Here is a 14,969-nt window from a genome sequence, read left to right on the forward strand (position 1 = left end):
GGAGTATTTTTAGGGGATATCCAATGAAAACCTCTGTGTCTCAGTACCTCCGCGGCTAGAAAAAGTCAAAGTGAGCACTGCTGGCAAAATGGCGTGATTACAAATATTAGCAAAGAATGAAATCAAAACGCGATGAACTACTAGCGGTTCTTTTTAGTGAGCTAGAAGGCTGGACAATAGAAGGAGACGACCAGTTGTCTCCCAGCCAGGCCATCGAAAGTCGCTTTGATGTCTTGTTCAAAGACGAGCATGAAATTAAAGAGATGCTCGAATTGCTTTCCGAGCACAATGATACCAGAAGTACGACGCTGAAAAACATTGTGTCACAAAGCATCATCATCGCTAATGGGACGGTTGAAATTGGTGATAAAAAGACGATTGTTATTCAAGCCTCTCCGCAACAACAACAATTGCCGAAGTACAGAACGCTGAGAAAACCGCCGCTGGTCAATTATTTGCTCAAAAGACGCGGCTTGTTGGCAACAATAAACGATCGCTTGCAGGCTGACCCGATCTTGCTACTGTATGGGCGTAGCGGTATTGGCAAATCAGTGCTGGCAGAAAATTATTTTCACGAATACAGCAACAGTTACCAGTACCTGATGTGGGTGCCTTATGAAGCTGATTTGCCTACCAGTTATATCCGTCATCGCGATTCGTCCACGATTTCATTGGCGGAAGTACTTGCAGAAGCCAAGCAGTTTGGTTTAAAACCGCAGGAAATCAACCGGAGATGCGCAGAATACATCAACCGAGCTTGGTCTAATTTATCGGGAACGAAGTTGTTGGTCATCGACGGGCTGGCACAAGCGGAGGATTTGGTGCCTTTTTTGGACTTACTACATTTAGCCGATTGCCACATTTTGATTACGGCCGTGAAGGAAGAGAACTGCCCGATTCCTGGGTTTGCTGTCCCGGCATTGCGTAAGGATGAAATTGAAACCATGGCTAAGGTGTTGTCCGAGACAGCGCTTTGGGATAAAAGTGACCTGGCGTTTATCGCTCAAAACACCTTGCTTTTGGACTTGGTGCTGCGCCATTGTCCTACCCAAAACCCTCAATGGGCAGCCAACTATTTGCGCGAACTACATTCGATTTGTGAACAGGATGCCTGGGAAGACCAACTACTCCATTGGTTGATGGAAAAAGCGCCGCTCTCTGCTGCCCACCGTTGGATACTGGTGCAATGGGCAACATTGCCTGAAAATACGCCCATAGAGCTCGACACATTCTGCCGGATTATAGGCATGGAGGATCGTAAAATGGAGGAGTCGCCGGATTTTGCGGCATTCAAATACGAAGCCGACGGAGGATGTTACCGAACCGAAACAAATGTTTTTGAGGACATTGAGCCCTATCATACATCGCTTTCAGAAAATGGATGGATCAGGGAAGATGAGGACGCCGGTTTTCAGCTTCACCCATTGATCAGAAGGTATTTGATCGAGACTTACGGGATTAAATGTGCTTACATATCGCAACAGTCCCAATTACTGGAGGCCAATTTTTTCATCCGAGAAGAAGTGGGCTACGATGAGCCAGACGATGAGCTAACCCAAAAATGCCAATTGGTTTACGAAGAACATTTGACCCAATTGATGAACAGTGCCCAAGCCGTCAATACAGGAGATTACCGATCGTTGGTGGTGAAGTATATAGCCGTGCTAAAAGGAAATTACGATATGCCACTGCTTGGCATCTGGCTGGATAAACAACTGAAACTGTGGGAGGAAGAATACGGCCCGCATAGCTCAGAGGCTTCCTACAAAAGGAATGATTTAGGGTCCTATTACCTTGATACTGCCCAGTTTGATTCGGCTTTACTTTTATTCCTCCTAAATTTAGAGGTCTTTAAGCAAATCGGCGAGCGTCAGGGTGAAGGGGCGACTTTGAATAATATCAGCCTAATCCATAAAGCAAGAGGCGATTATGATATGGCCCTAGAGTATTTGGAACAAAGTTTGACCATAGCGCAGGAAATCGGTGACCGGCAAGGTGAGGGGGCGATTTTGGATAATATTGGTCAAATCTACCATGCCAAAGGTGGCTATGACACCGCCCTGCACTATTTGAACCAAAGTTTGGACATAAGACAAGAAATCGGCAACCGGCAAGGCGAGGGGACGACTTTGAATAATATCAGCCAAATCTATCATGCCAAAGGAGATTATGACACGGCCTTGCACTATTTGGACCAAAGTTTAGACATACTTCAGCAAATTGGCAATCGTAAAGGCGGGGGGATGGCCTTGAATAATATCAGCCTAATCTATCATGCCAAAGGAGATGATGACACTGCCTTGCGCTATTTGCAACAAAGTTTGGACATTCAGCAGCAAATCGGCGACCAGCATGGATTTGCCAATTCAATTTCTAATATTGGAGCTATTTATTTTAAGCAGGATAAAATAGAAGAGGCTTTCCCTTTATTAATACAAGGCTATCTTATCTTTCAAAAGTTAGGTTCTCCTGACATTCGAGAGCCTGCAAGTTTTCTTTCAAAACTTCAAAAAAGAATGGGCAAAGAAAAATTTGATAAGAAAGTGCAGGAAGTTATCTCCAAAATGGGCTAATTGAGGTGGTATCGCTTCTTCCTAAAAATGCTTCTCAAATAAACAGCCCTGACCAGCAAAGCTAGCCAGGGCCGTTTTCTTACCTCAATTTATGACGATCCATTAAAAGACCACCTCAAACCACCTCCTACATCTTCACAAAACGACCTCTCCCTTTAATCAGATTATCGGAAATGATCACTTCGTAGCTGCCGGCAGGTAACTGCCGTACATTTATTGTTGTCTTCAAGTAATCGCCTGGTTTCGTAATATTTTGCTCCAGCAACAAACGGCCAGCTATGTCATAAACCAGAATTCTAATATCCCGCGCTGTTGGCTGTTGCAGCTCCAGTGTAAGCTCCGTGCTCACCGGATTAGGAAACAAGTTAAAGCGCAAATCGAAGGCCAAATCTCCGACGCCAACGATGTCAATAACGATCACCTCCGAACTGGCGGTACAGTCGTTTTCATCTATCACAACAATGACGTACTCGCCATCGGGCAGATCGGCAAAGGTGCCGCTTTCCTGGAGGGTGATACCACCGTCTATACTGTACATCAGATCGCCCGTTCCACCAGTAGCCGTAGCGGTAATGGTATTTTCTATCGCTTCCGTGGTAAGCACAATCTCAGGAGCATCTTCCACTTCGTAAGTGCCAGCGTCAAAGGTATTCTCCTGCGCGTCCATGATGGTTACGGGGTAGTTGCCTGCTAATAAGCCCTCGAATGTATTGCTTTCGCCAAACGTTTCGCCATCAATACTGTACTGATAAGGGCCTTCGCCGCCCATCACTTCCGTTACCGTTAATGCGCCGTCATCGCCGTTGGCACAACTGGTACTCGTCATCGTTACGGTAGCACTTTGGATAAGGTTGATCGTCACTGTAGATGTGCCGATACAACCATTTTCGTCCATCACGGTAATCTCATAGGTGCCGTTAGGCAAATCAAGAAACTGGTTCCCTGCCTGGAAGGTTTCACCATCAATACTATAAGTCAGCATTCCAGCACTTCCAGAAGCATCTACGGTGATATTATTAGCAGTCGTGGTCGTAGATACACTGATATTAGTTCCTCCTTCCAACACTACCATATTGGTAATAACGATATTGCCGAGGGCATCCATAATGGTCACTTCGTAGGTTCCTGCCGCCAAACCACTAAAGACGTTTTCCATCTGGAAGGCAACTCCATCCAGGCTATACGTAAATGGCGCATTGGGGCCGGTAGCATTGGCCGTGATCTGCCCACTGGCATCTCCTTCACACACTACGGCTTCGTTTACGTAAGTAGCACCAGCCAGCGTGCTCATTCCAAACTGGATGGTAAAGGTCTCGTTAGGTATCCAGCCACCGTCTGTAGCTATTACGCTAAAGCGGAAGTCGTCTTGCGTTGCGTCAACGTTCACATTCGTGTAAACTAGCAGGCCGTTATCAATATCAGCTTGGGTAAAGGTAGCCCCTATCGCAACAGGTGCTCCATCAAGCGTCATCGTACCTTCTACAGGTAGGCTTAGCAGCGTAAACGTGATCGAGGTCGCGTCTTCTCCCGGCAGGCTGGCCAGCAAGTGACTGTTAGGTACTGCAGCTGTAGTACCTGCTTCCATGATGAAAACATTGTTCACCAAAGCCGGCGTTGCTACCGGTGGTACGTCTAAGCAAATATCCAAGCTCCAGCGGTCCAATTGCCCGCCATCTTGATCAAAGTTGTCTGTAATGGCCAATGTCCATATCCCCAAAGAGGAACCACCAATAAAAGTGCTCAATGGCTCAATCGACTGGAAGGTTCCGTTGATCGCATAGCCGCCTTCATCGCCGCAAGTGGCAGCCAATACGGAGGCATCATCTTCCGCCGCATCATCGAAGGTCAGCAGTAGGTTATCTTCTCCACAACCGAAGTTAGAGGTAGCAGTACCCGGCTGGTCAAACAGGCTAATCTCTACACCGTCTGGAGACTGTAATACCACATCAAGGTCTCCTACCCAGCTGTGCGATATTTCCATGCTGGTCGTCACCCTATCAATCATTAAAACATCCGGTATATTGATGGTAGCAATGAAGGTGCCTTCATCATTATTTGATATATCCAGCGGTACATCTTCACTGAAATAACTTACACAATTGTTACCTATGGTCTGGAATGCAAAAAACTCGGAAGAAGGCCCTCGTCCACAGAAATTATCTGCGGCTAATCGCCAATAATACACCGTATTCGATAGCAAGTTTTGGGGCCGATAAGTATTAATATTCCCCGCTACAGTGGCAGTTTCTATCACCGTACCATCGAAAGCTGGGTTGGTCGCAATCTCAACAAAATACCCCGTAGCCGAAGGTATCAGATCCCAAGAAAGCATCACATTCAGCTCCTGGTCACTTGCGCCATCTGTAGGCGTAGCAAGCGCCAAACCGGCGAGTGTTCCGTTGACCACCGTCAGTGTCAGGGAACGATCAATGCTTACCGAGTCGGTTGTACCATTAAGGGTGATTTCATAAGTACCACTTTCTACATCCGCCAGGTTGCCAATGGTAAACGTGGAGGATGCAGTAGGCAAAATATCATTATCGGAGAAGGTCGCCGTTGCATTCGCAGGTACGTTGGTCGCGCTCAGGCTTACGGCCTGATCAAAACCTACAAAAGCGGTCAGGTCTAGTTCGTAATTTACTGAATCTACATCGCTACATACCTCCATATTAAGTGGCGACACGTCCATTACGAACGTAGGCTCCGTTGGTTCGCTTATCAAAAAGTCTTCATCCGAAATATCGAAAAAGATATTGTCAGAACAGACCACCATCACGCGGGCCATCGTGGTAACCTGGTTGGGTACTTGTAGAGCGTAGGTTCCGTCATTTGGCACCTGACTAGCCAGTATAACTGGATAAGTAAGACCACCGTCCAAAGACAGCAAGATATCTACCTCGGCACAGCTCACGGGTGCGGCATCCGTGTTGGCTACATCCCAAGTGACCGTTTCCATTTGTCCGACTACCCATTCTACAAGCACATTAGGTGTTTGTACCACAAATGGTCCGGCCGATTCTGCAAAAGTAAGTTCCAAATCTTCTTCGATAGTGCAACCACTGCCTATGCTGTTGTCACGTACCGTTACGCGGAAACTCATGTCTCGGCTTACTGCCGGTAATGATTCCCATCCATTATCGGTGCCGTTGATCAAGTTACTCAGGCGCGGAAAATAGCGGGTCGGGCTTTCCGTAGGGTCGAAGCTACGAAATACCGGCCCCTCTGTGTTGGTTGGCGCCGGTGGCATCGTACCCACTTCGTTGTCCATCTGTTCCCAGCAGTAGGTGATCGCATCACCATCGAGGTCTTCCCCAACGGCTGTCAGCCGGAATGGCGTAGAGATCGGTAAGACATAATTGTTCAACTGGGCTACCGTCGGTGGCGTATTACCTGTTTCGGTGAAAACCGCACAATCGTTACCGTTATTATTATTGATGTAATTAGACATCTGCTGAATGCTGATCGCATGGAAATAATCATCGCTATTAGATTGTACATTGGGCGCACAGATGCCTGCATAACCCATGATCGTAGAAGCACTTCCTGGCTCCATGGCTGAAGCACCACTACGGTTACAATCGTTATTCTGCGTGTGTCCGGCACCATACTGGTGGCCCATCTCGTGAGCTACGTAATCAATATCAAAGGGGTCTCCTACCGGGTTGTTGATTCCAGTAACGCCATTACCCTTGCGATTAGGCGAACAGATAACGCCTAGCCCTGCTAGTCCACCACCCTGGGTACTAAAAATATGACCAATGTCGAAATTGTTGCTACCGATGATGTCTACACACTGGTCGTGACATTCACCAATCATCTGTCCTGGGCTGCCGTCATTATAAGGATCGGTATCAGGATCGAGAAAAACCAGCAGGTCATTGTTTTCCACAATTACCATTGTAGCGTTTACATCTCGCTCGAAGACCCCATTAACGCGGGTCATAGAGGTATTCATGGCTGCCAGTACGCCCTCTACAGTGCCGCCGTGAAACTCGGCGTACTCACCAGTACAGGTCAGGGCCAGCCGATAGGTTCGCAGGCGACAATCCCCTTGCAATAAACTGCGTGCAGGTGCGTCTAATGGACTCGCATCGCGGCCTTTAACAGCGGCCTCTTCTACAGTATGACAAGCAAAAGTCTGGTCGGCTTTCGTAAAGTCTTTTTTGTAATAAACGATGTAGTGTTCGGTATCGGCTTGCGCGTAAGGGTCGATAAAAACAGTGCCGTGCCGTGCCGAATGAATCATGGCGTGAAAACCAGCTGGCGTAAGATCAAGTCGCACGCTGGCTGTAGGATCATCGATACCAATACCTGCATAAGAGCGAATATTAGGAAAACGTGCAGCCAACCCCGGTGCCAGTACTGGTGCGTAGTATACGCGAAAACGTTCCAGGCTACCGTCGGCCATTGGCAATTGTAGTACCGTTTCTTCCTCCGCAGCTTGTGGACTGAAACGTAGCGGTGCATTACGCAATAAGGGGCGTAAAGTAGTCTCGTTCAAGTTATAAGTCAGGTATCGATCCGGAACAATCCATCGTTCGGAATTAAAAGAAGAGAAGCTCGCTTCTTCCTGGGCGGTCCAAGGATTTATCCCTTCGCTTGCTTGGGCGGATAAACCGATAGATAAAGTCAAAAAAGCTAGGAATAAAGGAAACATTTTAAAGATTGGCATAGCGCTATGCCTACTGCGTGGTGTCATACTAGATAGTTGATGATGATATGGGGTGTCTAAAGCGTCCTTACTCACCGCAGAAAGCTTTACACAACCTAAAAATCAAAACTAGTGAGAAAAAAGCGATGAGGGAGACACGGGACGGGGATTGTGTCGGTTCATTTGCATAAAAAACTTGCATCCCAACAAAACCAATCGTATATTTACGATTAACTATAAGATAAAATCAATGAAAGTACTTACAGAACAAAAATTCTCCGCCAACAGTCAGGAAGAAATGGCAAAATTTGCCAAAGCGCTTGCGCATCCGACAAGGCTTGAAATTTTGCGTCTGCTGAGTACACAAAGTTGTTGTTTTACGGGTGATTTAGTAGAGGTATTACCGATTGCCCAATCTACCGTTTCCCAACATTTGAAAGAACTGAAAAATGCAGGGCTGATTCAAGGAGAAATAGATGCCCCCAAAATCAAGTATTGCATCAACCAAGAAAATTGGAGAAAAGCGAAGCTGCTTTTTGCCGCTTTTTTTGAGTGATATTTTTTTAACCAAACCTATCGTCAATTTGCGATTGACGATAACAAAATAACGATCATGAAAGAGATAAAAATTCTTGGAACAGGTTGTCCAAAATGTAAACAAACTACCAGCATGGTAGAGAAAGCTGTCGAAGAACTTGGACTAACCAACGTTACCATTGAAAAGGTGGAAGACATCATGAAAATCATGGAATACAATGTCATTTCCACACCGGCCGTAGTGATTGATGGTGACATCAAAATAAAGGGTCGTGTGCCTTCTGTCCCTGAATTGAAGGAACTCTTACAATAAACAGTTTCTGATTATGTTTGATTGGGTTCAACAATTTGCAGACTGGTTGGTGTATGAGCAATTTGGGTTAGTAAAAGGAGAACATCTGGCAGAAGCTTTGAATTTCTTCTTCTACGACAGCATCAAAATATTGCTTTTGCTTTTTATCGTCATCTTTTTCATGGGGATCGTAAACAGTTATTTTCCTGTTGAAAAGGTTCGAAACTTCCTTTCGCGCAACAAGCTTTACGGCACGGAATACCTGATGGCTTCTCTTTTCGGAGTAGTTACGCCCTTCTGTTCTTGCTCTTCCGTCCCTTTGTTTATTGGCTTCGTGAGAGGAGGGATTCCACTGGGGGTTACGTTTGCTTTTTTGATTACGTCTCCCCTCGTCAACGAAGTAGCTATTGGCCTTTTCATTGGACTTTTTGGCTTGAAGACCACCATCATCTACGTGATCAGCGGCGTGATTTTGGGTATGACAGCAGGAATTATTCTTTCAAAATTCAGGCTCGAACGATTTCTAACGCCCTGGGTGAAAGAGGTTTTGGCGAATGCCCAAAAAGAAAGTGAAGCGTTTGAAGCGGAGCAGACCCCTTTCCGCCAAAGACTCCCCATTATCTGGGCGGAAGTCCTGAATATTTTAAGGGGAGTTATTCCTTATGTCATCGTAGGTATCGCTATTGGTGGCTTAATGCACGGTTATATACCTGAAGGTTTCTTTGAACAGTACATGAATAAAGAAAATCCTTTTGCGGTACCTATTGCTACTATCCTTGCGGTACCCATGTATTCTAATGCCTCAGGCATATTGCCCGTTGCGCAAGTATTGGTAAGCAAGGGGATTCCACTCGGTACAGCCATTGCTTTTATGATGGGGGTCGTTGGCCTATCCATCCCGGAAGCGATGCTTTTGAAGAAGGTAATGAGTCTAAAACTTATCGGCATATTCTTCGGAGTAGTGACGCTTTGCATCATTGTTTCGGGCTATGTTTTCAACATGATTTTTTAGAATTTTAAAATAATTGACTAATGAAAGTTTTCCATTTTTTAGTATTCGCCTTATTGTTTTTCACGTCTTGCCAAGCGCAGGACAAAAGCAAAACAATGGCTTCTGACGAAACCGTTAGCAAAATCGAAATCATCGATTTCCACACGACACACCGTTGTCAAACCTGCTTAAAAATTGAAGCCAATACCGAAATGTTGCTTGAAGCAGATTTCAAGGAGCAAATGGATGCAGGAACCTTGAGTTTCCAAACCGTCAATATTGACGACGAAGCTAATTACGATATGGCGGAACGTTTTGAAGCAGCGGGAACGGCCTTGTTTATCAATGTGATAAAAAATGGCCAGGAACAACACATTGATTTGACGGACTTTGCCTTTATGAAAGCATTTGACGACGAAGCATTTGCCACAGAATTGAAAGCCAAGATTGACGAACAATTAAAAACACTCTAAATGGATTTTTTGCAATCCTTAATCGAGCAATACAACATCCCTTTATTGTCTGCCTTTGTGCTGGGGCTTATGACTGCCATAAGTCCCTGCCCATTGGCAACCAACATTACCGCTACGGCCTTTATTTCAAAAAATATTGGCAGTAAGCGGAAGGTTTTGTTAAGTGGAATTCTCTATTCCCTTGGGCGCGCATTTACTTATACAGCTATTGGCTTGGTACTTTATTTCGGCGCAAGCAAATTTCATATCCAGCGCTTTTTTAGCCAAAATGGAGAAAAATACCTTGGCCCATTATTGATTATCATTGGCTTAATCATGCTGAATGTTATTCGGCTAAACTTTCTGGGAAAAACATCCCTTGAAGAACGCTTTTCTGAAAAATTTAAAGACAAAGGTTTACTAGGTTCCTTCTTGCTCGGAGTGCTCTTTGCCTTGGCATTTTGCCCCTATAGCGGTGCCCTGTATTTTGGTATATTGATACCGATGACGATATCAAGTTCATCTGGTCTATATCTGCCTTTTGTTTTTGCGATAGGCACAGGTTTGCCCGTTATTCTATTCACCTACCTCTTGGCTTTCGCCGCACATCGGATAGGCAGTATTTATCAGAAAATTCAGACCGTTGAAAAATACATGCGGTATGTGGCAGGCGTTGTATTTGTCTTGGCAGGCTTGTATTATGTCCTCATTTTTGCAGGACTTATTTAGCACAACAATCACCAAAAAACGATGAAACATTTATGAAGTTGACCATCCTTATCTCTCATCCAAACCAAAGGTGATCGTTTATTTTTTATGCTTTTTTCAATGATTGCCAAAGCTGAAGAGTAATTGGTCCAATCAACATTCTGATGTGGCGCCACGAGCCAATCTAGTTTTACAGGAATGAAAAACTCAAGCGATCTGAATAGTTCTAACTTAGTGAAAGAGATATAAAACCCCGCTATGCAATCACGATTCAAGGGACTGACATCCCTATTGCTATCCTGGTAGGGTAAAAACAATTGCGCTTTAAAACACAGTTTTTGCTTGATCGATTTTAGGTCCAGGTTATGGTTTTCCAGATGAATCTGGGTCAATTCATTATGCAATAAAGGAAACTGTTTATTGTGAAGTTTGCCTAATTTATAAAACAAACTGTCCTTCCGGTTTGGACCAATCCAATGGGTCAGTGGCTCCTTATAACTTTCCAGGGTGTCGAACAGGTAAAACTTATAGGCCACTTCTAAATGAATGGGGATTCCTTCATAATAATACAAGGCGTCAATTTCCCCGACGGTTTGCTTATCCGCTTGAATTTGTAGGTTATCACAAATCCAAGAGACCTTCTTTTGGGTTTTTAATTGGTAAAAAACGAACTCTTCGACAAGCTTACCTAGTCGCTGGTTTTTAAAAACGGTGTCATCATCAATAGCATCCGTATTGCTGGCTAGTTCAATCTGTTTGAACGGAGACACCGTATCGTCTGTCCAGAGCGGTGGCGTAGAAATGTAACCTTGATAACGTAACTGTGTCCTTGTATCCATTGATTGCTGAAAGTATGAATTATCTCTTCTTTTACAGCTTTTGCCTTCAGGCTAAACTGAATCTGGCGATAAGGTAGGCACAATACCCCCTTCAACGCAGCTCAAGTGGCTAAAGTCCAGCTTAAAACACAACATTTGTCATAGAATCCAGCTACCTTCGTGCCAGAATACAAAAGCGTCAGCGAATAGAAGAATTATGGCAACATTTTCCGAATTAGGGATAAGAAAGGCTTACATAAAAGCACTGAAAGAACTGAATATTATATTTCCTACCAAGATCCAAGAAGAAGTAATACCTACGCTTTTAGGAAAGAAAACCGATTTGATTGGTTTAGCACAAACAGGAACTGGAAAAACAGCAGCTTTTGGACTACCTCTCTTGCACTCTATTGATCACTCTAGAGCAGAAGTACAAGGCTTAATCATTGCTCCTACGCGTGAGCTTGTACAGCAAATTAAAAAGCAACTCTTCAAGTTCACCAAATACATTGATGGAAAAATATTTGTAGAAGGCGTTTACGGTGGAGAGAAAATAACCAAGCAAATCAGAGCGCTAACCAGGCCCACTCACATTGTTGTCGCTACCCCTGGGCGTTTGCTTGATTTGGTGGAACGGGAAGCCGTGGACATTTCTAATGTTAGAACATTAGTACTCGATGAAGCCGATGAAATGTTGAGCATGGGTTTTCAAGAAGAGCTAAGTCAAATCCTGGAATACAACACCTCTAAGCGAAATACCTGGTTGTTTTCTGCGACGATGCCAGAAGAGATCAAACAGCTCATTGAGGGCACCATGTCTGCTGATGTTATTAAAATTGAAGTAAACAAGAATGCATCGGTTAATGAAAACATTTCACATCATTTCATTAACACCAACATTAAGGACAAAACAAATATCATTATCAGGCTTCTTAACCGAAGAAAAAAGGAGCGAGGTGTTATATTTTGTAGAACCAAAGCAGGGGCGAATGCATTGGCAAAAGAATTGCAGGACAACGGTTTCGCGGTTGCTGCACTAGAAGGTGACATGCTCCAGAAGGAACGCGATAAGGTCATGCGTGCTTTCAAAAATGAAACCCTCCAGGTTTTAGTGTCTACCGATATTTCTGCAAGAGGTATCGATGTGAACAACCTTGCTTTTGTGCTGCATCATCAATTACCCGATCATATCGATTATTATACGCACAGAAGTGGTCGAACAGCTAGAGCCGGAAATACAGGACAGTCCATTGCTTTGGTCATTTCGGGTGAAATGAAAAAAGTGCTTGAGATTCAAAAAACTTTAGGTATTAAATTCAAAGAAATGGCAATGTAACTGTTAAGCAAAGAGCATGTTCGGAAATTAAAGCCGTACTTCTTACAAAATTGTCTATATTGACTCGAAGCCTATTTCTAATAAGCTTGACTTTAGCCTTGTGGCGAAATTTTCTAACAAACTCCAAATACTAATGGCAGATAGTTTTAATAAAAAAGAACGCGAGAAAAAAAGACAGAAAAGAAAGAAAGACAAAGCAGAAAAGAAAGAAAGAAAAAAATTAGATAACTCGAAACCAATCGAGTTCATGTACCTAGATGAAAATGGCCATCTAACTGCTGAAAAGCCAGACTTGTCGCTGAGAAAGAAGGCGAAGCTAGAGGATATTGAAGTCAGCACGCGCAAGCAAGAAAAATCTGATGAATCTAAGTTCACGAAAGCAGGCGTTGTCAAGTTTTTCAACACCGAAAAGGGCTACGGCTTTATCGCAGAAAAAGAAACAGGAGAAAGTTACTTTGTCCATGCTGATAGTTTAATTGACCAGGTCAAAGATCATGACAAAGTGACCTTTGAAATTGGCAAAGGCCCCAAAGGCCCGATAGCCATTGAAGTTAGAATATTATCAGAGTAATTTCAAATCTACAGCGGAGCTACTAATTAAAAACTATGAAACTAAATCTACTGTCTTGTGGCGCTCAAAGGCCTGATAAAAGAGCAATAGCTCAATGTATCGCCGAAATTTCAACCAACATAGACGATTCCCTAGCTAGAGAATTGACGGATATTCTCTTAGAAGGTGACCTTGTAGATATAGAGGTAGATGGTAAAAACACAAGCTCTGCGTTTAGAGCATTGCGCAAACTGGATATCGACTACGAAATTGTAGAATAACATGAGTCATCCCAAATTTTGGCTAAGGCCAAAATCCAGCCTGACTTTAACTTAGAAAGAGTGATTTGTCCGGCTTTTTGTAGAAAACCCCATGATTTCACTAGTAGAAATCATGGGGTTTCGTCTTTAACGATAGGCTTTGCAGTTGGTCAGCACGGATTTTGATGACAATCAAAATTCGGGATGACTCATGTTATGCGCGAGCTACTCCACGCCGCCCCAACAGAGGTATTTTATTACCAGAAAATCATCCATTCCGTACTTAGAGCCTTCGCGCCCAAAGCCGCTTTGCTTGACGCCACCAAAAGGAGCCACTGCTGTAGAAATCATCCCGGTGTTGATACCTACCATTCCGTATTCCAATGCTTCGGCAACACGCCAAATGCGGGCGTAATCCCTTCCGTAAAAGTAGGACGCCAAGCCAAAAGGCGTGTCGTTGGCCATCTGGATAACCTCCTCTTCTGTCTCAAATTTGATAACCGGAGCAATGGGGCCAAAAATCTCTTCCGAGCTAATCTCCATACTGGGTAACACGCCCGTCAACACGGTGGGTTCGTAAAAGGAGCCAGCGTCATTCATGACATTTTGTTTCCCTCCTGTTAATACTCTAGCCCCTTTGGCGATGGCATCGCCTACCAGTCGCTGTACCTTCTCCATCGCTTCGCTGTTGATCAGCGGGCCAATGCTTACACCATCATCCATGCCGTTGCCAACTTCCAATTTACGGGCTGCTTCGGCGAGTCTCCGGGTGAATTCCTCATAAATACCTGCCTGTGCATACACACGGTTGGCACAGACACAGGTTTGTCCGGCGTTGCGATATTTCGAGGCGATGGCACCAGCGACGGCGGCATCTATATCGGCGTCATCGAAAACAATGAAAGGGGCATTCCCGCCCAGTTCCAGCGACAGCTTTTTCACCGTATCAGCACTCTGAGCCATAAGCAGTTTACCTACCCGAGTCGATCCCGTAAACGACAGTTTTCGCACCAATGGATTATCGGTCAGCTCCTTCCCTACAGTTGCCGACTGACTAGTAGTGATGATATTAAGTACGCCGGGAGGAAAGCCAGCTTCTTCGGCCAATACCGCCAGTGCCAGTGCCGAAAGCGGCGTATCCTCGGCAGGTTTTATAACCACCGTACAGCCAGCAGCCAAGGCCGGGGCTACCTTGCGGGTAATCATGGCATTGGGAAAATTCCATGGTGTAATGGCCGCAGCCACACCAATAGGTTGCCGAATAGTCATGATGCGTAGCCCTTTTCCGTGACCAGGAATGACATCACCATATACCCGCCGTGCTTCTTCTGCAAACCACTCTACAAACGAGGCGCCGTAGCGAATTTCTCCCTTGGCCTCGGCCAGTGGCTTGCCCTGCTCGGTGGTGAGTAGCACTGCCAGGTCGTCCAGGTGTTCCATCTGCAACGCGTACCATTTTTTCAAAATCGTCGCCCGCTCGGCGGCGGTCTTGTCACGCCAAGCCGGAAACGCCTCAGCCGCAGCCGATATGGCCGCCTTGGTTTCCGCAGCCCCCATATCGGGCACGGTTCCGATAGACGATCCGTCAAACGGATTAGTAACCGGAAAGGTCTTACCATCATCGGCAGCTACCCATTTTCCGTTGATGAGCGTCGTATGTTGAAGGAGTGAGCTATTTTTTAATATCATTTTCTTGTTTTTTTTGTAATTTGGTTCAGTGCCTTTTAGAGCGTGTTTAGGGTGATCTCGTAGCGAGAATCAAACCTCCAACATGTTCTTAGCTGCGCAAACTAACCAGATC

Annotated in this window: 12 protein-coding genes; 9 read left to right on the forward strand and 3 right to left on the reverse strand. The window is 44.9% G+C overall.

The genetic code is table 11. The annotated features are described in order from the left end of the window. The first annotated feature begins 116 nt into the window (after positions 1 to 116). Complete coding sequence (locus A3EU_RS0102465) at positions 117 to 2,573, forward strand: tetratricopeptide repeat protein (RefSeq protein WP_020534537.1); 2,457 nt, start codon at positions 117 to 119, stop codon at positions 2,571 to 2,573. A gap of 127 nt (positions 2,574 to 2,700) precedes the next feature. Here the strand turns inward: A3EU_RS0102465 and A3EU_RS32415 are convergent, their stop codons facing one another. After that, positions 2,701 to 7,230: a reprolysin-like metallopeptidase gene (locus A3EU_RS32415; RefSeq protein ID WP_052331277.1), complete on the reverse strand. Its 4,530-nt coding sequence runs from the start codon at positions 7,228 to 7,230 to the stop codon at positions 2,701 to 2,703. A gap of 244 nt (positions 7,231 to 7,474) precedes the next feature. Here A3EU_RS32415 and A3EU_RS0102475 point away from each other — a divergent pair, with 244 nt between their 5' ends. Genes A3EU_RS0102475 through A3EU_RS0102495 form a run of 5 tightly spaced genes read left to right on the forward strand, consistent with a single transcriptional unit; the run spans position 7,475 to position 10,225 of the window. Next, positions 7,475 to 7,780, forward strand: a complete 306-nt coding sequence (locus A3EU_RS0102475) for an ArsR/SmtB family transcription factor (protein ID WP_020534539.1) — start codon at positions 7,475 to 7,477, stop codon at positions 7,778 to 7,780. A gap of 57 nt (positions 7,781 to 7,837) precedes the next feature. Then, on the forward strand, positions 7,838 to 8,074 hold the full coding sequence (locus A3EU_RS0102480) for a thioredoxin family protein (RefSeq protein ID WP_020534540.1): 237 nt from the start codon (positions 7,838 to 7,840) through the stop codon (positions 8,072 to 8,074). A 13-nt stretch (positions 8,075 to 8,087) separates the two neighbouring features. Further along, positions 8,088 to 9,065 carry a permease gene (locus A3EU_RS0102485; RefSeq protein ID WP_020534541.1) on the forward strand — a complete coding sequence of 326 codons (978 nt, stop codon included), beginning with the start codon at positions 8,088 to 8,090 and terminating at the stop codon, positions 9,063 to 9,065. Between the two features lie 20 nt (positions 9,066 to 9,085). Beyond that, positions 9,086 to 9,517 (forward strand): nitrophenyl compound nitroreductase subunit ArsF family protein, encoded by a 432-nt coding sequence (locus tag A3EU_RS0102490; RefSeq protein ID WP_020534542.1) that lies wholly within the window; start codon positions 9,086 to 9,088, stop codon positions 9,515 to 9,517. Beyond that, the gene (locus tag A3EU_RS0102495; RefSeq protein ID WP_020534543.1) at positions 9,518 to 10,225 is read left to right on the forward strand and encodes an aromatic aminobenezylarsenical efflux permease ArsG family transporter; all 708 of its coding nucleotides are present in this window, start codon (positions 9,518 to 9,520) and stop codon (positions 10,223 to 10,225) included. It begins immediately after the preceding gene. 8 nt (positions 10,226 to 10,233) lie between these two features. On the opposite strand, the gene A3EU_RS0102500 is transcribed toward A3EU_RS0102495, so the two are convergent. Beyond that, on the reverse strand, positions 10,234 to 11,043 hold the full coding sequence (locus tag A3EU_RS0102500; RefSeq protein WP_020534544.1) for a DUF1853 family protein: 810 nt from the start codon (positions 11,041 to 11,043) through the stop codon (positions 10,234 to 10,236). Positions 11,044 to 11,239: 196 nt separating this feature from the next. Here A3EU_RS0102500 and A3EU_RS0102505 point away from each other — a divergent pair, with 196 nt between their 5' ends. From A3EU_RS0102505 to A3EU_RS0102515, 3 genes are all read left to right on the forward strand, one after another. Next, entirely contained in the window at positions 11,240 to 12,358 is a 1,119-nt protein-coding gene (locus tag A3EU_RS0102505) for a DEAD/DEAH box helicase (protein WP_020534545.1), read from the forward strand. A gap of 133 nt (positions 12,359 to 12,491) precedes the next feature. Next, positions 12,492 to 12,929: a cold-shock protein gene (locus tag A3EU_RS0102510; RefSeq protein ID WP_020534546.1), complete on the forward strand. Its 438-nt coding sequence runs from the start codon at positions 12,492 to 12,494 to the stop codon at positions 12,927 to 12,929. Positions 12,930 to 12,964: 35 nt separating this feature from the next. After that, positions 12,965 to 13,189 carry a hypothetical protein gene (locus A3EU_RS0102515; RefSeq protein WP_020534547.1) on the forward strand — a complete coding sequence of 75 codons (225 nt, stop codon included), beginning with the start codon at positions 12,965 to 12,967 and terminating at the stop codon, positions 13,187 to 13,189. A 204-nt stretch (positions 13,190 to 13,393) separates the two neighbouring features. On the opposite strand, the gene A3EU_RS0102520 is transcribed toward A3EU_RS0102515, so the two are convergent. After that, positions 13,394 to 14,857: an NAD-dependent succinate-semialdehyde dehydrogenase gene (locus tag A3EU_RS0102520; protein WP_020534548.1), complete on the reverse strand. Its 1,464-nt coding sequence runs from the start codon at positions 14,855 to 14,857 to the stop codon at positions 13,394 to 13,396. Positions 14,858 to 14,969: the final 112 nt, after the last annotated feature.

Source organism: Lewinella cohaerens DSM 23179, from assembly GCF_000379805.1.
GTDB classification, from domain to species: domain Bacteria; phylum Bacteroidota; class Bacteroidia; order Chitinophagales; family Saprospiraceae; genus Lewinella; species Lewinella cohaerens.